Raw genomic sequence first — 20,692 nt, 5'->3', positions numbered from 1 at the left:
GAGGAACATGAATGGCAGAAGATAAAGAAACCCGAGAAGAACGCGTCAAGGCGAAAGAGGAAAAGGCGGCTGAGTACGATGCCAGCCAGATCCAAGTCCTTGAAGGCCTCGAAGCGGTCCGCAAGCGGCCAGGGATGTACATTGGCACGACCTCGAGTCAGGGCCTGCACCACCTGGTGTGGGAAATCATCGATAACGGGATCGACGAGGCCCTTGCCGGCTTTGCCACCGAGATCGACGTGGTGGTCGAGCCAGACAACTCCGTCACCGTTACCGACGACGGCCGCGGGATCCCGGTTGATATTCAAAAGAAAACCGGGCGTCCGGCGCTTGAAACGGTCTACACCATTCTGCATGCCGGCGGTAAGTTTGGCGGCGGCGGGTACAAGGTTTCCGGCGGGCTCCACGGGGTCGGCGCGTCGGTCGTCAACGCGCTTTCCACCGAGCTGGACGTCGTGGTCACCCGCGGCGGCAAGCGGTACTACATCGACTTCACCCGCGGCAAGGTAAAGACCCCGATGAAGGTCATCGGCGATGCGCCGGAGCACGAACACGGGACCAAGGTCCACTTTGTGCCGGATCCGGACATTTTTACCGAGACCACGGTTTACGACGACAAGATCCTGGTTCAGCGCATCCGCGAGCTGGCCTTTCTGAACAAGGGGCTGCAGCTGAACTTCACCGACAAGCGCAAGGACACGGCCGAAAAGCTGTCGTTCAAGGCGGAAGGCGGGATCCGTGAGTACGTTGAATTCCTCGACAAGGGGAAAGACAACCTGCTGGCGGAGCCGATCTACGTGGAGGGCCAGTACAAGGGCATCACCGTCGAGGTGGCCTTGCAGTACGCCACCAACGGCTATGCCAGCAACCTGCTGACGTTTGCCAACAACATCCACACCATTGAAGGCGGGACGCACGAGACCGGCTTTAAGGCGGCGCTCACGCGGGTCATCAACGACTACGCGCACAAGTCCGGCGCCTTGAAGGACAACGACGAGCCGCTGTCTGGGGAAGACGTCCGCGAAGGCATGACCGCCGTGGTCTCCGTCAAGCACCCGGATCCGCAGTTCGAAGGGCAGACCAAGACCAAGCTCGGCAACGCCGACGCGCGGACGGCCGTGGACCGGATGTTCTCCGAGCACTTCTCCAAGTTCTTGATGGAGCACCCGACCGAGGGCAAGCAGCTGATCGACAAGGCGATGCTGGCCAACAAGGCCCGGGCCGCCGCCAAGCGCGCGCGGGAAGTGACCCGCAAGAAGTCGGGGCTGGAGATCTCCAACCTCCCCGGCAAACTGGCGGATAACTCCAGCAAGGACCCGGAAATTTCCGAGTTGTTCATCGTCGAAGGGGATTCCGCGGGCGGCTCTGCCAAGTCAGGGCGCAGCCGGCTGACCCAGGCCATCCTGCCAATTCGGGGGAAGATCCTGAACGTGGAAAAAGCCAGCATGGAACGCATCCTGGCCAACGAGGAAATCCGCACGCTCTTCACCGCGATGGGCACTGGCTTCGGCGACGATTTCGACGTTTCCAAGGCCCGCTACCACAAGCTGATCATCATGACCGATGCCGACGTCGACGGGGCCCACATTCGCACGCTGCTGTTGACCTTGATCTACCGCTACATGCGGCCGCTGCTGGATGCCGGCTACGTCTACATCGCCCAGCCGCCGCTGTACCGGATCCGGCAGGGCAAGATGATGCGCTACATCGATTCCGACGAGGAGCTGGAAGAGGTGCTGGGGCAGCTGCCGCCGTCACCAAAGCCGGAGATCCAGCGGTACAAAGGGCTTGGTGAAATGGATGCCAGCCAGCTGTGGGAGACCACGATGGATCCCGACAAGCGCCGGCTGCTGCGGGTCTCGCCGCAGGACGCCCAAGACGCCGATGGCATTTTTGAAATGCTGATGGGCGACGCGGTCGGCCCGCGCCGGCAGTTCATCGAAGACAACGCGGTCTACGTCGACAGCAAGAACATCGACGCTTAGCTCCGCTGGAGGCCTTGTGACCTCCGCTGAAATGGGCTGGCGACGCGAAGCTAGAAGTAGCGGACACCGCTTCGAGCCTCGCTTTGCGAGTCTCTCAGTCGGGTCTTCTGCTAGGCGGTAAACCGCCAAGCAGAATTTCGCTACTGAGCCGTTCCCAGCTCCGGCCACAAGGCGACACCACTGATGAAAAAGCACGGTTGAACGTGAATGTGGTCAGCCGGAGTAGAAGCAGCGTCAGCAGTGAAATTAGTGTTAGCGGCTGTGCCGCTTACACTAAGGCCGGACTTTGAGACTCAGCGATTTGTGCTGAGGCTCAAAGCCGCGCCCACTGCGTTCCACGCTGACTTCTACGGAGGCTGACCCCCCGGTTTCATCCCACCTTTAAAAGCAAACGAAAGCACCACTAAAAGCATTACTGAGAGGAGCTAACAATTCACATGGATGATCGTCAAGAAAGCCGGATCACCACCGTTAATCTGGCAAAAACCATGAAGACCTCATTCCTGGAGTACGCGATGAGTGTCATCGTGGCGCGGGCCCTGCCCGACGTCAGAGACGGCCTCAAGCCGGTCCAGCGCCGGATCCTGTACGGGATGAACGAGCTCGGCGTGACGCCGGACAAGCCGTACAAGAAATCCGCCCGCATCGTCGGGGATGTCATGGGGAAGTACCACCCGCACGGGGACTCTTCGATTTACGAAGGCATGGTCCGCATGGCGCAGGACTTCTCTTACCGCTACATGCTGGTCGACGGGCACGGGAACTTCGGCTCGGTCGACGGCGACGGGGCCGCCGCGATGCGGTACACCGAAGCGCGCATGAGCAAGATCACGATGGAAATGCTGCGCGACATCAACAAGGACACCATCGACTACCAGGATAACTACGACGGGACCGAAAAAGAGCCGACCGTGCTGCCGGCGCGCTTCCCGAACCTGCTGGTCAACGGGGCGACCGGGATCGCCGTGGGGATGACCACCAACATTCCGCCGCACAACTTGGCGGAGGTCATTTCCGCGCTGCACATCCTGATGGACAACCCGGATGCCACCACGACCGACTTGATGAGCGCGCTGCCGGGCCCTGATTTTCCCACTGGGGGCCTGGTGCTGGGCAAGTCCGGCATTCGCCGGGCCTACGAAACCGGTAAGGGCACGATCACAGTCCGCGCCAAAACGGAGATCGAGACGGCCAAAAACGGCAAAGAGCGCATCATCGTCACCGAAATCCCGTACATGGTCAACAAGGCCAAGCTGGTGGAGCGAATCGCCGAGCTGGCCCGGGAAAAGAAAATCGATGGCATTACCGACCTGAACGATGAATCCGACCGCGACGGCATGCGGATCACCATCGACATTCGCCGCGACATGAGCGCCTCGGTGGTCTTGAACAACCTGTTCAAGCTGACGCCGATGCAGACCGGTTTTTCCTTCAACATGGTCGCCATTGTGAACGGCGCGCCGAAGACTCTCAGCCTCAAGGAGATCCTGCAGTACTACCTGAAGCACCAGGAAGAGGTCATTCGCCGGCGGACCGAGTTCGACCTGAAGAAGGCCGAGGCCCGCGAGCACATCCTGGCCGGGTTGAAGATCGCGCTGGATCACATCGACGAGATTATCAGCATCATCCGCTCCAGTGAGACCGGCGATAAGGCGAAGGTCATCCTGATGGATAAGTTCTCCTTGTCCGACAAGCAGAGTCAGGCCATCCTCGACATGCGCCTGGTTCGCCTGACCGGCTTGGAACGCGAGAAGGTCGAAAACGAGTATAACGACGTGATGGCTGCCATTGCCGACTATAAGGACATTTTGGCTAAGCCGCAGCGCATTCACCAGATCATTTACGATGAGCTGCTCGACATCCAAAAGAAGTTCGGCGACAAGCGGCGCACGGAGCTGCTGGTCGGCGAAGACTTGACGATCGAAGACGAGGACCTCATCGAAGAGGAAAACGTCGTGATCACCCTGACGCACAACGGCTACATCAAGCGGCTGCCAAGCGACGAGTTCAAGTCGCAAAACCGCGGCGGCCGCGGGATCCAGGGAACTGGCGTGCACGACGATGACTTCGTCGAGCACCTGGTCACGACCTCGACGCACGACCTGCTGCTGTTCTTCACCAACACCGGTAAGGTTTACCGGATGAAGGGTTACGAAGTGCCGGAGTACAGCCGCACGGCCAAGGGTATTCCGATCATCAACTTGCTGGGGATCGACAACAACGAGAAGATCCAAACCGTCCTGAACGTGAAGGCGCACGACCGCCAAGGCGATGCTGACGCTGACGAGGCTGACAGCGAGAACGCCGACGACTTCCTGTTCTTCGTCACCCGCAACGGGGTCGTGAAGCGCACGCCGACGCGGGAGTTCTACAACATCCGCAAGAACGGCCTGATCGCGCTGAACATGAAGGACGGCGACGAGCTGAGCAACGTCATTTCGACGACCGGCAGCGACACCATCTTCATTGGCACGCACCTGGGCTACTCTGTCACCTTCAAGGAGCAGGACGTCCGCAGCATGGGCCGCTCCGCTACCGGGGTCCGCGGCGTGCGCCTGCGCGATGGGGACTACGTGGTCGGCTCCGATATCCTGAAGCCGGACGCCGAGGTCTTCGTCATTTCCGAAAAGGGCTACGGCAAACGCACCGCTGCCTCCGAGTACCCGATCAAGGGCCGCGGCGGTAAGGGCATCAAGACCGCGAACATCACGGAGAAAAACGGGCCGCTGGCCGGCGTGACGACGGTTGAAGGCACCGAGGACATCATGGTGATCACTGATGCCGGCGTCATGATCCGCTTCAACATTGACACGGTTTCGCAAACTGGACGCTCAACGCTCGGCGTGCGGCTCATCCGGGTCGACGACGGGGCCAAGGTCGCGACAATGGCGAAGCTTGACCCGGAGCCAGACGCTCCGACGCCAACGCCTGATGCTAGTGCCGCAAGCAGTGAACCGGGGGCGAGCGGCGCAGCCGATCAGCCTGCCGGGGATGCCGACACGCAGGTCAACGAGCTGCTGAAGCGCGCCGAGGCGGATCAGGATGATCAACCTGGCGACGACGCGGCCGGAGACGATACGGACAACGCGTAATTAGGTTTGGGACCAGGATGGGCAAAGGCCTGCCCTGGTCTTTTTAGAAGGAAAAAGGGGATATTAGTGCACTATTCGTTGAGTTTGATCGAAATTATCGGGCGGCTGCTGTTAGCCACCCTGATCGCCGGGGTGATCGGCTACGACCGGGAGCACAAGAACCGGCCGGCCGGCATCAAGACGCACGTGCTGGTGTGCCTGGGGGCGTGCATCATTGCCCTCATGCAAAAGGAGATCGGGTTTAACGCCTTGAACACCGCCCTGGCCGCGCCGAAGCTATCCGGCGTCCTGCGCGCCGATGATGCGCGCCTGATCGCCCAGGTCGTGTCTGGAATCGGCTTTCTGGGCGCAGGCACGATCATCGTGCAGCACCGCACCGTCCGCGGGCTGACCACGGCGGCCAGCCTGTGGGCCGTCGCCGCGATCGGGCTGGCGATCGGGATGGGGAACTACGACATTGCACTGCCAGGCTCGGTCCTGGTGATCCTGGTGCTGGTGTTTGCCAACAACTTGATCCACGTCCACGCCATGAAGCGACTGCAGATCCAGTATCACCACCGGGTCGAGACGAAGGAGTTTATCCAGAGCTACTTTGACGCGCACCACATCGAAGTGACCGACGTGAATTTCCAGGTGACCCAATCCGATGCCGACACCATTTACACCAACATTTACGAAATTGAGCTGCCCAAGGACATGAACTACGCAGACATCATCGAGGACATCTCGATGAACCGGAACATTATGCGCATCCAGACCGTTTCGGTGTGACCACAGCAACGACGGCAGGACGGCCGGCGTTTCAACAATAGTTTGCGTAAAACTGGGCGTCATGATACACTATTAGCTTGTGAGCATGTGCCCTTTGGCACGCTTACTCCTTGCCCCAGGGAATGGGGCCAAAAGTCCATAAGGAGGTGAAATGTCAAATGGCTGAAACTAAGTATGAAGTGACCTACATCATTCGTCCAGATATCGACGAAGAAGCAAAGGCCCAATTAGTTGAACGTTTTGACAATATCTTGAAGGAAAATGGTGCCAGCATCATTGATTCCAAGGATTGGCAGAAGCGTAAGTTTGCGTACGAGATCAAGAAGTACACAGAAGGTACTTACCACATCGTTAACCTGACCGCTAACGATTCCAAGGCGATCGACGAATTCGACCGTCTTTCCAAGATCAGTGCCGACATTCTTCGTCACATGATCGTCGTTCGCGAAGACTAGTTCTCGTAAAAGGGGGATTATTGAATGATCAACAACGTTTCTTTGACCGGGCGTCTCACCCGCGATGTCGACCTACGTTACACCCAAAGCGGAACCGCGGTCGGGTCATTCACCCTGGCTGTTGACCGGCAGTTCACGAATGCTCAAGGCCAGCGCGAGACGGACTTCATTAACTGTGTGATCTGGCGCAAGAGTGCTGAGAACTTCAGCAACTTCACGCGCAAGGGCTCACTGGTCGGCGTCGAGGGGCACATTCAAACGCGCACCTATGACAACGCCCAAGGCCAGCGGGTCTACGTCACCGAAGTCGTCGTCGAGAACTTCGCGCTGCTGGAAAGCAAGGCGACCACCCAAGCGCGGCCGTCCGAACCTGCGACCGGCAACAACCAACAGGCTGGTGGCTTCGGCCAGCAGTCGCAGCCAAACTTTGGCGGGCAGCCTGCCCAGCAGGCCCCACAAACGCCAAACTTCGGCGCCCCTGCATCATCGGCCAGCTCGAATCGGTCTGCCGCTTCGGCGCAGCCCGACAACAGTGCCGATCCGTTTGCCAATAACGGCAAGACGATCGACATCTCCGATGATGATCTGCCGTTCTAAGGCGTAAACGTTGCACGTTTGCGTTATCAATCAATGAGTAAAGGAGTGACATCCATGGCACAACAGCGTCGTGGTGGCCGTCGTCGTCGTAAAGTCGACTTCATCGCCGCAAACCACATCGAATACATCGATTACAAAGACACCAATTTGCTGGAACGGTTCATCTCTGAACGTGGCAAGATCTTGCCGCGTCGGGTTACCGGCACCAGCGCTAAGAACCAGCGCAAGCTGACGATCGCGATCAAGCGGTCACGCATCATGGGTCTTCTGCCATTTGTTGTTGAAGACTAGTTCACCTGAGAGCCCCCGGCAGAGATGCTGGGGGCTTTTTTGAGTAGCCGCTTAGCGCTTTAGCGCTTAGCGGCTGCCACTCGACGGGAGCCTGCTTGCAGACTCACTAGAGAAGCCCACTCTTGCTTTAGCGTTAGAGTCCGCCACTCGACGGGAGCCTGCTTGCAGGCTCACTAGAGCAACCCACTCTTGCTTTAGCGCTTAGAGTCCGCCACTCGACGGGGGAGCCTGAGCTTAAACGGTTTTGCCCCACTCCCGCCGCCAGCCTGACCTGCGCCAAGCCGCGTTTCCTGGCGCATGCGGCGGCCACGCGGCTGGCTTGTACTTTGTCTCACGAGGGCATCCTACCCTCAGTCACGAAAATAATTTCTGCGGCAGGCCATGACCCGAGCATTGTCATGACAGCTATTCTGTTATTTATCTTAACTTTATTTTAATAATTTTAACCTGTGGCCTTGAAAATCTGACCATTTTAGCTCACCATAGACCTTAGAGACAGTGTTGAATGCGTTTTTCTCAAATCCCTCAGGAGGCGATTAAACTTGGCAGAGCCACATTCACGGCAGTCATTGATTCTGGCGACGTACGAGCGTCATGATAAGCTTGACCAACTGCTCAGCAGCATGACGGAGACGGAATTGAACGGGACCTTCCCGTTCAAGGGGCGCGATCGCAACGTGCGCGACGTCCTGGTCCAGCTTGCCGCCTGGCAGAAGATGTATCTGGATTGGAGCAAGGCGAACCTGGCCGGTAAGGCGAAGCGCTTGATGCCGAAACCTTATACTTGGAAAGACAGCGGCAAGCTCAGCCGCAAGATTTGGCAGGCAAATCAGAAGACCACGCTGGCGGAAGCCCAACGTGCCTTCGAAAGCCTGTACAACGAGCTGATGGCCCAGTTTGAAAAGGCGAACAACGAGGAAATGTTCCTCAGAGGCTTTTACGATTGGACCGGCAGCATGTCACTTGGCGAGCTTGCCACCATGGTGGCCTCGGCGCACTACGCTTGGGCGATCAAGGTGCTCAGACAGTACCTGAAGACGGCGCGGGCTAAAAAGCCGCTGGCGCATGCTTAACCGCATTGGAAAAGGTGGTCAGAAACGACCACCTTTTTAGTATAGGAGGAACTTATGACCCTGACAGTTACCATGACGTTGACGGACACTGAGACCCAAGTGCAGTTGCCTGACGGCTTGGGTACGCTGCTGCTGACGGACGACCTGGAGCGCCAGGCGCCGGCCAACGGCGTCCGGCTGGCCACCAGCAAGCAGACTCTGATCGGCGTGGACGCCGTGCCTGCCGAAGCCGACGCGGTGATCATCCTGGGTGTGCCAGAAACCGTCGATGGGATCAAGGTGCGCCGGCACTTTCAGGCCGTGCTGGCCGCTGGCGCCAGTAAAGCGCCGACCGGGCCGGCGGCAGTCAAGCAGGTGATCGCTGCCGAGCAGCTGGTGTTGGCGCGGCTCGGCGTGCATTTTGACGCGGCCCCGGCCAAGAAGCGGCCCGCAAAGGCGCGGCACCGCTTTGATAAGGCGCTGACGGCCCGGCCGTTTCACGTGGAACATAGCGGCAGCAAGGCCACGGTGTACTGGACCGCGGCCAAGGAAATGACCATCGCCCCTGGCGCCACGCTGAAGGGGGACCTGGCGCTGAACAAGGACGGCTCCTTGAGCTACGGGACCAAGTACGGGCAAAAGCTGCGCGCCGATAATGCGGCGGCCATTGACGGGCTGACGACCACGGCGCCGGTCAAGTTGCGCAGCGTCAACGAGGTGGGGCTGTTTCTCTACTTCGGCGATACGAACGGCTGGTTGGTCCTGATCGATGATGCCGGGCACACCCTGGACGAGTTGACGCGCGTTGATTAGCCGGCTTTTCCGTTCGCGTATTGTTATTTCGATGAAAATATATTCGGTCATTTAAGTTTTTTAACCCGCCAAAAACGCCGGCAATTTCTGGAAAACGTCGACTTTATTGTGAAACCCTTCCCTAGGCTGTTATTTTTTAAGTTTTGAGGATTATAAAACCTTTAATTGATACCGCTTTTCTTCTACTGTCTAGACTAGATGAGTACAAAAGGAGGATTGAGGGGTTGAAGAATATTAGTCGACTGGTTAGAGCGCAGCGAAAAAAGCTTGGGCTTACAATCGAGCAATTAGCTGAAAAGGCTGGAGTCTCGGTCAGTCTTCTTTCCCGCGTGGAGCGTGGGGACGTTGATAACATCAGCATAAAAAAATTGTCCGAAATTGCAGCGGCCCTTGGGCTCAATCTAGCCGACTTCTTTGTCGGTGAACAAATGAGCGACGTTGATAGCCTTGCCTTGATCAGTTACCTCAAGGCCATGCCCGCCGCCAAGCGGCAGGCGCTGGCAACTGCGCTTTTGGACCTCTTACATTCAGTCGAATAGCAAGGCACGGATCTGCGGTGGAAGGGTTGCTGCCGCTGATCTTTTTTTTACGGTGCGCAGGGTCGACGCACTTAGCCCGACGATTAGCCTAGGTCGCGGCTTTGCCTGCAAAGCAGGCGAAGCAGTGGCCGTAGCTAAGCGCTCGGGCGTTGTCGACCCGGAGCCCAAGTCAGTACGGTGCGCAGACCTGGCGCACTTAGGCCGATGATTAGCCGCTACGCATGTCACCCTGTACGCCATGAATGGCTACAGGGTGATCATATTCTGCGGCTTTGCCTGCAAAGCAGGTGAAGGCGTGGCCGTAGCTAAGTCTGCACGGAGGAATTAACAATGAAAGTGATGCTGATTGGGGCCCCGGGGAGCGGTAAGTCGACCCTGGCGCGCACGCTGCAAGCCAAAACGGGCTGGCCCCTGCTAGCCTTGGATCAAATCTGGCACGCGCTGCCGGCCGGTCCGGCGGCCAAGGCCACCTTTGACGCGGCTCAGCGGCACTTCATGGCGGCGCATGCCAGCTGGCTGATCGACGGCAACTATGCCAGCTCCATCCCGCTGCGGCTGGCCCAGGCTGACCTGGTGGTGTGGTTGCGGGTTGCCCCGCCGCTGGCCGTGCTGCGGAACGTGCGGCGCTCGGTACGCTTTCGGATCGATCCAAGCACCCGGCCGGACATGGCACCGGGCTTCAAGGAGCGGCTGGATGCCGATTACTTAGCGTTCTTGTGGTACGGCTTGACCTTTCGCCGCACTCAGGAGCCGCGACTGAAGGCGATGCTGCTGGCGAATCCGGCCACTAGACTGTGGATCATTGACTCGGCCGCCGGCAAGTCCGCGCTCATCGGGGCACTTACGCAAGCAGCTCGCGGCGGCCGGCAGGGTTAAGTTTCACGTGGAACAGTGGCAACTGTAAAAGGGGCCAGGTCGTGATTGACCTGACCCCTTTTGCGATGATCGGTGGGCGCCGCCCGAACGGCCTTGGCTCACTGGCGTCCGGTCGGCCAGTCCACGCGCGGCAGGTGCGGCTTTGGCAAGCTGGCCCGCAGTGCTAGGATCAGCTGGCCGATGGCAACTTGCCACTGCTCATGAGCCATCGGATCGCCGTGCCGCAGCCCGGAGAAAATAATTTTGGCGTTTTGCGGCCAGTTGCGTTTGAGCTCGGCAAAGCTCGTCGCATCGGTGCGCGTCACCAGCGCGTAAGCGGCATCCAGGCAGGCCTGCTTAGTTTCATCAGACAAGCTGGCGGTCCAGTTCGCGATGGTGTCCTGCGCCAGCTGGGAAAGCAAGTCGGTTTTTGGCAGCGAGGCGAAGTCTTCGCCGGCGACTTCCCAGGAAAAAGGATCGTGCTGGCGGAAGCCGTGGGCGCGGCTTTGCACCACAGAAAAGCCGGAGGCGGGGTCAAATAGGGTGCCGATCAAGCTGGTTTGCGGCACCAGCTTGTGCACGCGCGGCGCAAGCGCGGTCGGCACCGGCTTGCCGATACCTGGCCCGTCGGCGTTGAACACGGCCTGCACCTGGTCCTGCAGCGCACCGGGGGCTTCGGCAAAGGCGTACGTCGCCAGTGTCCCGCCCTTGGAGTGGCCGCCCAAAAAGTACGGCCCGGGGTAGGTGGCGGCGATGCGCTGGAAATAGGCCAGCGCGGCTTTTTGGGAGGGAATGGCCTGCATGTAAGCCATGTTGAAGTCTTCCTTCCAGTCGACAAAATCGGCACGGGTGCCGCGAAAGGCGATGAACTGACCCTGCGGCAGGGTGAGCGTCAGCGCCGAGAACTGTTTTTGCGCCTCGACGTCGAGCTGGGCGACCTGATCGTGCCAGGCGATCGTCTGATAGCGCGGTGCGTGGGTCATCAGCTTGAGCAGTGCCAGGTTCTCGGCCGGTCGCCAGGTGTGCGTGGTCAAGGCCTTCAGATCGGCGCTTTTGCGTAGCGCGTGGAGCGTGCCGCTGGTCACTGGCAATCGGGCAAAATCAAAGTAAGCCAGCTGTGCAAGCAACACGCCATCAATCGGCCCCAGCGGCACGGCGCTGAACGGTTCCTGCGCATAGCTTCGCGCATAATCTAGCATGTTGGGCATCTGGCTCACCTCCTGTGCTTATTATGCCATAGGTGTGAAGTGATTTTTTGCAAATGAAAAGGCCGAAGCCACGCCCGGCCTAAATACTTATTTCTTGCGGTACATCATGTAAAGCGACATGAGCGAATCGGCGAGCATGATGATCGCCATCAGCCACATGGCGTGGGTCATGGCGACCATGTTCATACTGATGTTAGTGGCGAAGACCATCCAGACCAAGACGGCGTTGGCGATCAGCATTAACCAAGTGAAGATTTTTGACATTCTAAAGCCCTCCCCAATTTCATTTTTCATTTGTAACGATTCTATTTTACACCGCTTGCAGGGGCGAAAGTGTTAAAATGAGGAAGAACTTAGGTAAGACGAAAAATGCTTACCGTCTGAGAAAGGGGAAAAATAATGGCACAACAAGTGTATGATGATTACTTTTTCGATGAACCGGCGTACAACACCCATGATGGCGGCTACGTGCCGCTGGAAGTGGCTGACGCCCCGGAATCCAAGCTGGCGATCCCGCCGCTGTTGAAGCCCGACAAAGAGACCGACACCGACGTCTGGTACACGCTTGAAGCCCAAAAAGGGGAGACGCAGATCCTGCCTGGCGCCAAGACCAAGACCTGGGGTTACAATGCGGCGCTGCTCGGCCAGACGCTGGCTTTTGAAGTCGGCAAGCACATTCACGTGACCCTGAAAAATTCCCTCGATGAGCTCACCACGTTCCACTGGCACGGGTTGGCGGTCTCCGGGCCGTACATTGACGGCGGCTGCCATGCGCCGGTTTACCCTGGTGAAAGCAAGCAGATCGACTTTACCCTGGATCAGCCGGCCGCAACGACCTGGCTGCACGCCCACCCGTGCCCGTCGACGGCGGAGCAGGTCTGGCATGGCCTGGCCGCGATGGTGATCGTCCGCGACCAGCACGAAGCCAGCCTGCCGCTGCCGCGGACGTACGGCGTGGATGACATTCCGCTGGTGCTCCAAGACCGGCGCTTCCACGAAGACAACCAGTGGGATTACCAGGCCGATTACGACCCAGACGGCGTGCAGGGGCCAACGGCAATGATCAATGGCACCGTGAACCCAGTGTTTGACGTCACCACCCAAAAGCTGCGCCTGCGCATTTTGGATGGGGCCAACCGGCGTGAATGGCGGTTGCACTTTTCCGACAACCTGGAATTCACCCAAATCGCCGGCGATTCCAGCCTGCTGCCAAAGCCCGTCCACTTTACGCACCTGATGCTGACCTGCGCCGAGCGCGCCGAAGTCATTGTCGACTTCAAGAACTACAAGGAAGGCGACGTCGTGACGCTGTTTAGCGACGACGTGCCGATCGTTAAGTTCCGGATCCACGCCTTCAAGCCGGATAACAGCGTGCTGCCTGACCACCTGCTCGACGTTCACGCGCCCGAAGTGCTGCCGACCACCCCGGTCCGCAAGGTCGTGATGTCCGGCATGGATGAGGCGGTCGCGATCGACGGTAAGAAGTTCAGCATGCAGCGCATCGACGCCACGCAGCCGATCGGGTTGGCCCAGTACTGGGACGTCAGCAACACCAACACCATGGATGGCGGCATGGTTCACCCGTTCCATGTGCACGGCACCCAGTTCCTCGTGATTTCCCGCAACGGCGGGGCGCCTTACCCGAACGAGCACGGCTACAAGGACACGGTCGGCGTTAACCCTGGCGAAACGGTCCGCATTCTCGTGAGGTTCGATCTGCCAGGTGTCTACATGTACCACTGCCACATCATTGAGCACGAGGACGGCGGCATGATGGCCCAGATCCAGTCGTACGATCCGAACAAGCCAATGCCGACCTACAAGCTCATGGACATGGATACGCTGATGAACGCGTTCGCCAAGGAGCGCGGCGTTGACCCGAAGACCATGTGGATACCAGGTATGGATTCCTATAAGAAGATGGGCATGAAGATGTAGGCTAGTCTTTGTCCCAGGGCACAACTTAAAAGCCCAGCTTGAACGCTTTGCGTGTTCAAGCTGGACTTTTTTGCTTATTGCCCAGGAAATTATTTCTTGAATGATTGAAACGTAGAATCGCGGTACAATACAACTTTTGGGACGCTAAACTGTATCAACATCATACTAATATACAGATGGAATGTGCCACAGATGTGCCACCCTCGCCTGTAACCCAAACTTCATAAACCTTAACCTAGATTGCAATAATCGAATTACCACCTAGAAAGCGGTTTGATCATTGCTTGAACTGGGGTTTGCCAACGAAGACATTTTCTAGTTAGTTATTGAGGTACTATTTAAATTCCCAGAAAGCCCAACCCACAGATGAAGCAAGGCGACTTCATTAGCAATTATTCGGTTAGAAGTAGGCATGTTCATACTAGTAACGGTCATATAGCACCCTGACTTCCTTAATGAAATTGTTTACATCTAGTGTTCAAAACTATATAATAGGGTCATATAAACCGTGGAGGGCTGAACATTGCCAAAAAAAATTGCAATTCTCGTTGATTCTGGATCAGATGTTCCTCAAAGTGTGCTCGAAGCGCACAATAATATTGTTGTGGTCCCACTCAATATTACAATGAATGGTCACAATTACCGTGATGCTGTTGATATAACACCAGATGAATTTTACTCGGCCTTGACGCAGGCAAAAAGCATGCCACAGACAGCTAGTCCTTCACCGCAAGCCGCTAAAGACGCAATGAATGCGCTATTCGCAGCTGGCTATCAACAAATCCTCGGCATCACGATCTCGAGTGGCTTATCAATCACCAACCGTACCTTTCAACTTGCTGCACAGGACTTTGCGGCTGACCAGGTAACGATTCTCGATACGAAAAGTATCGGTATTGGCAGTGGTATTCAGGTGGCTTATGCCGCATCATTAATTCGCTCAGGAGAGCCCTTTCAACAAGTCATCGAAAAAGTTACTGTCTCGATAGCCAAAAGCCGCGTATATTTTTATGTCCCTACTTTGAAGTACCTCAGCGCAGGTGGTCGAATTGGCAAAGTTGCCAACCTAGTCGGCTCGGTTTTTAACATCAAGCCGGTGATCTCATGTGATTCAAAGGGGATCTACTATCCAATTTTTAAGGCCCGATCGGAAGAGAAAGCGCTTCAGAAACTGGTTGATCAAGTAATAAAGGATTGTCGCGATAGCACTCACTTCCGTTTGGGGGTGGCCCATGGTCAAAATCCGTCTCTCGTTAACGAGTTGGCTGTTAAATTAGGGACAGCGACGGGACGAAAAGTGGATTTTATTGGCGAAATTTCGCCGTCTTTAGGTGTTCATACTGGACCTGGATTAATCGGTGCGACTATTCTGTCGTATTAACCATCAAGATTTAAGGATCTAGGTGTCAACGCGTGCTTCACACCGTCGAGAATTCAAGTAAAAATGGCAAATAATTCCGAAACCGGGTCATCAGGCCCCGGAAGCATTTGCCGTTTTTTCATGCAGTGGGCTTAAAGCGAGCGCTCAAAGTAAATTATGAGATTATTTACCTGCCCACTTTACCTCGCCCAGGTTACCTCCTTCAATCGGATGATCCCCGGTCCATAAATTGCAAGGCAAGTTAATCCCCCGCCCTAACAAGAGTTTGACAGCCTGTCATCTACGAAGTTGGGTATGTGGAAAAGGGACTCAGGCCTTTTTCCGTATTCTGGGAGGTGTAACTTTAATGATGCAGTTCTAGGAGATATCCACAGCTGATTAACCAATTGGAATTATTACTCAAGAAATATAATACGGTATTTTTATACACTTTAATCTTTATTTTACAAGTTACAAAACTATTCTGCAAAACTATATTCATATCTTTAAAAAATATAGATAATTGATAGGATTCCTGATTATTAGCGCGCGTTAATTATAATTATTTTCCTTAATTCAATCTGCAATTTATCCATATACTCATTAAGGTAGCGGCTATTCAGCCACTCTGCCACAGCGCGAATATCCTTGTTTTGCCAAGCGTACATTTGGATGATGTCATCCAAGTACGCTTTTTCTTTGTCCTCATCACCGGCATCACGTGCCATATCAGCTTTAGCAAACATACCTTGCACTAAACTGATTTGATCAGCCAGGCCATTGATTGAGCGATCTTGATGTTCCAGCCGTTCAGACTGCCATTTCTGCCACTCTGGGTTCTCTAGCATCAATTCGTTAGGCGTGACATTCAACGCGTCGCACAACTGCATAATCGTCTCGGCAGACGGCGTAAACACGCCACGTTCAATCTTGGAAACTGTTTGCTCAATACTTTTCAGTTTATTTGCAAGTTCCTTTTGGGTCAGGCCTTGTTCTTTACGAATACGTTTAACGTTCAGGCCAATTTTGATTTCGATACCTTCTGAATTTTTTTCAGACATTTTTTCTCCCCGATTCTTTGACGATTTGAGACCATTTGAAGCTATATGAAACTGTTTCAAACCATTTGAAGTCCTGTTGAGGCTTATTAAAGCATTGATACGGTTAATTGTCAAACATTATACGGTTGCGTGTCGGACACAAACCTGCTAGAATGCAGATACAGGTTGACAAACATCATCCTGCTATTATTCTAACATTGAAACTGATGAGGAGAAAGGGAGAAAACGTACGCCGCCGTGCGCGGCGTGCAGCGCGAAAGCCGCTAGCGCGAGCGGCAGCGGTCGGCGTTAGCCGGCCGCCTCAAGCCCCCAGTGTCTAATAGGGGGGCAGAGATAGGAACGTATTAACAAAACACAGGGTAGAAATGCCGTAGGCAAGGCATTACCCGTAGAGGCAGAGTGTCAACAGGCTAAAAAAGCTGTAAACACCAGAAAACAAAGGAGAGACGCTAATGCAAAATGATTTGACTGCGGGAATCGTGGTCACTGATTGGTTAGGCAAATTTTGGGACTTGATGACCGAGCAGAAATTGACGCAACAACAAGTGGCCGATAAGGTCGGGATCACCCGTGGTTACCTGAATCAGCTACTCGGCGGCAAAAGACCGCTAAACGACAATATGCGACGCCAGCTGATGTGTGCTTATCGTGAGCTTTCCGGCGACGAAGCACTGACAATGTGGATTGACTATGTCCGTATTCGCTTTCCCACTCACGATGCTATCCCCATCATGACCGAGTTGTTGCAAATCAAGCCAATATTCTTCGCGCCGGACAACTGGGGCTTCTACGGCTACACCGGTAAGTTTGAACACGGCGCAATGCAAATTTTCACTTCACCAGAAGATGATGATCGCGGTACGTTACTGGAACTGAAAGGTGAAGGCTGTCGCGAATTCGAGTGTCTGCTACTCGCCCAACATCGGAGCTGGTATGACTTCTTTGAAAAGGCAAATGAACTCGGTGGTCATTACAATCGGATTGACCTTGCTATCAATGATTATGTAGATATGCTACCGGTGCAATACTTTATTGATAAGTGTGATCGCGACGAATTTACCTCAATTTTTCGGCGTATTCATAAAGACGCCAATAAAGAACACGGTGTCATTGGTCGCACACTGTACATTGGTTCGAGAAAAAGCCAATTCTACATGTGCCTGTACCAAAAAGATGCCGAACAGTTTTTCAAATATGGCACACCACTAGATCAGACGCCAATCAAAAATCGCTTTGAGCTACGCTTGGCTGATGAACGGGCAACAAAGGCGATTGAGGCTTTGTTAACCGAACGTGACCCTGTCAAGGTGATATTTGGTATCATCAATCGCTATGTGCGCTTCTTAAAGCCCAATGGTAAAGCTAGAGCAAGCTGGCCGCTAGATGACCTATGGGCGAATTTTATCGGCAAATACGGTGAGAAGCTTCGGCTAACAACCCAACCGGAGCCATTCTCAATCAAGCGCACCTATAACTGGATTGAGAAGCAAGTTGCACCGACCTTGAAGATGTTGCTCGCCTATGATTCAGCCACGGCGCAGGATATTTTGATGACAATGATCGCAAACGCTAAAATCACGCAAAAAGAGATGAGTGTTCTACAAGCGATGCTCGCATCAACCGAAGAAATGATTATCCCAAGTGAGGAATCAAAAAAGAGCGACTACGCCGACCAAAGCAAGTAGTCACCCTTCACAGATAAAATATGGGTTCTATCTGGTTTGATTATCTCACTCCCACCAAACTTTAGGAAGTAATTTGATTGAATATTAACGTACCAGAGCAGCCAGTCTTCCTGACGATGACTAGAGCTGATCTTATTGAACTGGGATACAGTCCATCGCAAGCAAGTCGTATCATCAAAATGGCAAAAGAGTTGTTGCTCAAACGAGGCCTTGGATGGTACGGTAAGAAAGGCGTAGACCGTGTTCCAGTGGAAGCAGTAGACGCAGTATTAGGCCTGAAACTAAGCGAACTTGAGGGTGCACCAAGTGGCCTTTCCGCAGTTAAGGAGGAACTATCTTGACTACGAAAGACCCAATTACAAAACAAGCGGATGGTACTTTTAGCTTCCGCGTGAGCTTAGGAACTGACAAACGGACTGGCAAGCGAATTCAAAAGCGTGCCAGCGGCTTCAAAACGAAAACGGAGGCGAAAAAAGCACGAGTTGCAATGTTGGCGGCTGGGGTCGCCGATGATGAGGACATCAAGAAGACTAAGTTTGGCGAATTTATGGAAGACGTGTTCAAACCTTGGTACAAAACCCAAGTGAAAACACGCACATACCGTCAGCGACTGGTTTTGATGAACAGTGAGTATCTGACTAGGTTCAACGACATCATCATTGACCAAATTCGGCCGATTGATGTGCAACATTGGCAGGTCAGCCTACTCAAAGAGTGTAAGCAATCCTATGCGCGTACCATTAACATCATGTTAGGCCAAGTGCTAGAACGGGCTAAGGCACTGGGTATCATCACTGAAAATCCTGTGCGGATCGTTGGCCTTATCAAAAAGAAGAAAGCAAAAATCCAGTTCTGGACGCAAGCTGACTTTCAAAAGGTACTTGCCAAGACGAGCACTGACACGTACACCGGACGCTTTGATTACACGATGTTGTGGTTCATGTTCATGTCAGGCTTACGAAGCGGTGAAGCACGGGCGTTAAAGTGGACAGACGTTGATCTCGAAGCTAAAACCGTGAACGTCAATAAGACGATGGACTATCACAACCGCAATTGGTTTGAGACGCCAGCGCCCAAGACCGCCGCTAGTCGCCGTACCGTGGCGCTTGATGACGATACCATTGCGTGCTTAGGCGCGTGGCAGGTCGCACAAGCGGCGATGGTGAATTCCGAGTGGGTATTCTCACGTGATGGGATTCCGTGCTCTGACGGACAATTTCTGGATATTGTGGACGCGTACAGTACACTCGCCAAAGTTCAGCGAATTACCGTGCATGGTCTCCGCCACTCGCATGTGTCGCTGTTGATCAGCCTCGGTGAAAATCCACTCCAGATCAAAGAACGTCTGGGGCATGAGGATATCGAAACGACGCTTGGCACTTACGGTCATCTCTACCCCAACAGTAACTTCGAGGTAGCAAAAAAGCTCAACGGAATCTTCCAGACGGAGGTGCCCAATGAGCCAAAATGATTTGAAAAGGGTCAAAACTGTGCCACCGTAAAATCGGTGGTGCTAGAAACGTTGATATTACGGGACATACACGAAATGTGCCATTGTTCCCGGGAAATACTCGCCGTGAGAGCGCCGCGGCCGCGGGCCTGACCACCAGCGCCCGAATGACGTAGGCCAGCGTGAAGGACCGGGCCCAAGTGAAGAGCAGGGCGGAGACGGGGATGCCCGGCAAGGCGCCGGCGGTCAGCAGGCCCCAGGTGGACATGCTGAGGCACATGATGATAATGATGGCCCACTGGTGGATCTTGACGGCCTTGGCCTGGTCGATGAGGTGTTCAGGGGTGGTCGCAAACTGCCGGATCAGCAGGTTCGTGAGCGGCGCGGCAACTACTAGATTCCACGTGGTGGCCACCAGGATCGTGGGGAGCCAGCCGGCGAGAAACGCGTGTAAGCCGGCGGCAGTCAGCCCCAGTCTGAGCGCAATGTTGATTCCGCTCATCAAGGAGCCCATGCCCAGGCACATGACGGCGGTGAAGAATAGCTGCGGTTTGGTGTACGTATACATGCCACTGACCCCCCTCGGCGTGCGCGCGGCTGCGGCTCAGCCTCGCGGTTAGTTTATGCCGCGGCGCCAGGTTCGGCAACTGATTCGCCTTACCCCCGGCAGAGGTGAGGAGCCGGCCCCATGCCTTAGTCGCGGCGGTATCAATTCGCGGCGGGGGTAGGGTATGATTAAGATAATCAACCATGGGGGTAACGCAGAATGACAGAGACAAAACTTGCGCTCGCTTCGTTAGTGCCGTACCGTGACTATCAAATTGCCAGCCGCTCCCTGGCGCGGCGCCTGGGCATCACGCTGCCGCTGGCCGTGTACGCGATGGCCGCAGGGGAAACGATCAGCACCGAAACGGCGAGCCGGACGCGCCTGCTGCAGTGCCTAGACGGGGTCTTGACCGTCGACTTTACCGATCACAGCACCACCGTGGAAAGCGGGACGCTGCTGGTGATTCCGGCCGGCACACCGCATGCGCTGAGGGCCGCGCAGCCGTGCAAATTCATGCAGATAGAAAGCGAGGAGCGAGATGACCTACATTGATAAGATCCCGCAAAGCGAAGTGGTGGATCTCAAGCAGCTGATCGACTTGGCGGCCGGTGAAGTGACCAGCCGCACACTAGTGCAACGCCCAGAGTTAACCATGACCCTGTTTGCAGTGGGGACCGGTGAGGAAATCGGCGGCCACGAGGCGGCAGGCGATGCGATGGTCAACGTTCTAAGCGGCGCAGCAGAGATCACGATCGCAGACCAGACATACCTGGTCGCCGCCGGTCAGACCATTGTGATCCCGGCGGGGAAGCGCCACTCCCTGTACGCCAAAGCGGGCTTTCAAATGCTGCTGACTGTGGTGAAACCGGTAGCGCATTGAAGCGCGCTGAATCTGAAAAGGGCGCCACTCGTTGTTTGAAGTGCCCTACAATTGTTAGACGATAAGTCTGATGATTGTGGGGCTTTTCTTATGACTAAGTACAGCAGCGAATT

At 55.2% G+C, this 20,692-nt stretch carries 21 protein-coding genes; 17 read left to right on the top strand and 4 right to left on the bottom strand.

Annotation, left to right across the window (positions count from 1 at the left end; all coding sequences use genetic code 11):
- The first annotated feature begins 11 nt into the window (after window positions 1–11).
- The 10 genes from gyrB to EKM85_RS09495 all read left to right on the top strand — a co-directional run bounded on the left by gyrB (window position 12) and on the right by EKM85_RS09495 (window position 10,471).
- The gene (gene gyrB / locus EKM85_RS09540) at window positions 12–1,985 is read left to right on the top strand and encodes a DNA topoisomerase (ATP-hydrolyzing) subunit B (protein WP_125586320.1); all 1,974 of its coding nucleotides are present in this window, start codon (window positions 12–14) and stop codon (window positions 1,983–1,985) included.
- Window positions 1,986–2,422: 437 nt separating this feature from the next.
- Window positions 2,423–5,077, top strand: a complete 2,655-nt coding sequence (gyrA, locus tag EKM85_RS09535) for a DNA gyrase subunit A (protein WP_125586318.1) — start codon at window positions 2,423–2,425, stop codon at window positions 5,075–5,077.
- Between the two features lie 66 nt (window positions 5,078–5,143).
- Entirely contained in the window at window positions 5,144–5,848 is a 705-nt protein-coding gene (locus EKM85_RS09530) for an MgtC/SapB family protein (protein ID WP_125586316.1), read from the top strand.
- A 158-nt stretch (window positions 5,849–6,006) separates the two neighbouring features.
- Window positions 6,007–6,303: a 30S ribosomal protein S6 gene (rpsF, locus tag EKM85_RS09525; protein ID WP_125586314.1), complete on the top strand. Its 297-nt coding sequence runs from the start codon at window positions 6,007–6,009 to the stop codon at window positions 6,301–6,303.
- A gap of 24 nt (window positions 6,304–6,327) precedes the next feature.
- The gene (gene ssb / locus EKM85_RS09520; protein ID WP_125586312.1) at window positions 6,328–6,900 is read left to right on the top strand and encodes a single-stranded DNA-binding protein; all 573 of its coding nucleotides are present in this window, start codon (window positions 6,328–6,330) and stop codon (window positions 6,898–6,900) included.
- A 54-nt stretch (window positions 6,901–6,954) separates the two neighbouring features.
- Window positions 6,955–7,191, top strand: coding sequence for a 30S ribosomal protein S18 (gene rpsR / locus EKM85_RS09515; RefSeq protein ID WP_125586310.1), 237 nt, complete (start codon window positions 6,955–6,957; stop codon window positions 7,189–7,191).
- Between the two features lie 542 nt (window positions 7,192–7,733).
- Window positions 7,734–8,264 (top strand): ClbS/DfsB family four-helix bundle protein, encoded by a 531-nt coding sequence (locus tag EKM85_RS09510; RefSeq protein WP_164510737.1) that lies wholly within the window; start codon window positions 7,734–7,736, stop codon window positions 8,262–8,264.
- Between the two features lie 54 nt (window positions 8,265–8,318).
- A complete protein-coding gene (locus tag EKM85_RS09505; protein ID WP_125586306.1) occupies window positions 8,319–9,056 on the top strand; it encodes a hypothetical protein in 738 nt (245 codons plus the stop codon).
- Window positions 9,057–9,280: 224 nt separating this feature from the next.
- Complete coding sequence (locus EKM85_RS09500; protein WP_125586304.1) at window positions 9,281–9,595, top strand: helix-turn-helix domain-containing protein; 315 nt, start codon at window positions 9,281–9,283, stop codon at window positions 9,593–9,595.
- Window positions 9,596–9,925: 330 nt separating this feature from the next.
- On the top strand, window positions 9,926–10,471 hold the full coding sequence (locus EKM85_RS09495; RefSeq protein WP_125586302.1) for an AAA family ATPase: 546 nt from the start codon (window positions 9,926–9,928) through the stop codon (window positions 10,469–10,471).
- A 98-nt stretch (window positions 10,472–10,569) separates the two neighbouring features.
- On the opposite strand, the gene EKM85_RS09490 is transcribed toward EKM85_RS09495, so the two are convergent.
- Both EKM85_RS09490 and EKM85_RS11510 read right to left on the bottom strand, forming a co-directional pair.
- The gene (locus EKM85_RS09490) at window positions 10,570–11,658 is read right to left on the bottom strand and encodes an Mbeg1-like protein (RefSeq protein WP_125586300.1); all 1,089 of its coding nucleotides are present in this window, start codon (window positions 11,656–11,658) and stop codon (window positions 10,570–10,572) included.
- A gap of 87 nt (window positions 11,659–11,745) precedes the next feature.
- Window positions 11,746–11,922 carry a hypothetical protein gene (locus EKM85_RS11510; protein WP_164510736.1) on the bottom strand — a complete coding sequence of 59 codons (177 nt, stop codon included), beginning with the start codon at window positions 11,920–11,922 and terminating at the stop codon, window positions 11,746–11,748.
- A 135-nt stretch (window positions 11,923–12,057) separates the two neighbouring features.
- Here EKM85_RS11510 and EKM85_RS09485 point away from each other — a divergent pair, with 135 nt between their 5' ends.
- Together EKM85_RS09485 and EKM85_RS09480 are read left to right on the top strand one after the other, a co-directional pair.
- On the top strand, window positions 12,058–13,596 hold the full coding sequence (locus tag EKM85_RS09485) for a multicopper oxidase family protein (RefSeq protein ID WP_125586298.1): 1,539 nt from the start codon (window positions 12,058–12,060) through the stop codon (window positions 13,594–13,596).
- 523 nt (window positions 13,597–14,119) lie between these two features.
- Window positions 14,120–14,977: a DegV family protein gene (locus EKM85_RS09480; protein WP_125586296.1), complete on the top strand. Its 858-nt coding sequence runs from the start codon at window positions 14,120–14,122 to the stop codon at window positions 14,975–14,977.
- A gap of 521 nt (window positions 14,978–15,498) precedes the next feature.
- Here EKM85_RS09480 and EKM85_RS09475 read toward each other — a convergent pair.
- Window positions 15,499–16,017 carry a helix-turn-helix domain-containing protein gene (locus EKM85_RS09475; protein WP_125586293.1) on the bottom strand — a complete coding sequence of 173 codons (519 nt, stop codon included), beginning with the start codon at window positions 16,015–16,017 and terminating at the stop codon, window positions 15,499–15,501.
- 452 nt (window positions 16,018–16,469) lie between these two features.
- On the opposite strand from EKM85_RS09475, the gene EKM85_RS09470 reads away from it, so the two are divergent.
- The 3 genes from EKM85_RS09470 (at window position 16,470) to EKM85_RS09460 (ending at window position 19,173) form a co-directional block, all read left to right on the top strand.
- The gene (locus EKM85_RS09470; protein ID WP_125586291.1) at window positions 16,470–17,702 is read left to right on the top strand and encodes an XRE family transcriptional regulator; all 1,233 of its coding nucleotides are present in this window, start codon (window positions 16,470–16,472) and stop codon (window positions 17,700–17,702) included.
- 77 nt (window positions 17,703–17,779) lie between these two features.
- Window positions 17,780–18,043, top strand: a complete 264-nt coding sequence (locus tag EKM85_RS09465; RefSeq protein ID WP_225418977.1) for a DUF3173 family protein — start codon at window positions 17,780–17,782, stop codon at window positions 18,041–18,043.
- Window positions 18,040–19,173, top strand: coding sequence for a site-specific integrase (locus EKM85_RS09460; RefSeq protein ID WP_125586289.1), 1,134 nt, complete (start codon window positions 18,040–18,042; stop codon window positions 19,171–19,173). The genes EKM85_RS09465 and EKM85_RS09460 overlap by 4 nt, the downstream gene beginning before the upstream one ends.
- Here EKM85_RS09460 and EKM85_RS09455 read toward each other — a convergent pair.
- Window positions 19,130–19,720, bottom strand: coding sequence for a hypothetical protein (locus EKM85_RS09455; RefSeq protein WP_125586287.1), 591 nt, complete (start codon window positions 19,718–19,720; stop codon window positions 19,130–19,132). The genes EKM85_RS09460 and EKM85_RS09455 overlap by 44 nt on opposite strands.
- A 198-nt stretch (window positions 19,721–19,918) precedes the next feature.
- Here EKM85_RS09455 and EKM85_RS09450 point away from each other — a divergent pair, with 198 nt between their 5' ends.
- Window positions 19,919–20,251, top strand: a complete 333-nt coding sequence (locus EKM85_RS09450) for a cupin domain-containing protein (RefSeq protein ID WP_125586285.1) — start codon at window positions 19,919–19,921, stop codon at window positions 20,249–20,251.
- A complete protein-coding gene (locus EKM85_RS09445) occupies window positions 20,238–20,579 on the top strand; it encodes a cupin domain-containing protein (RefSeq protein ID WP_125586283.1) in 342 nt (113 codons plus the stop codon). The genes EKM85_RS09450 and EKM85_RS09445 overlap by 14 nt, the downstream gene beginning before the upstream one ends.
- Window positions 20,580–20,692 lie beyond the last annotated feature (113 nt).

The organism is Lacticaseibacillus jixianensis, from assembly GCF_003946485.1.
Classification (GTDB): Bacteria; Bacillota; Bacilli; order Lactobacillales; family Lactobacillaceae; genus Lacticaseibacillus; species Lacticaseibacillus jixianensis.
This window is presented reverse-complemented; position numbering and strand designations above follow the sequence as displayed.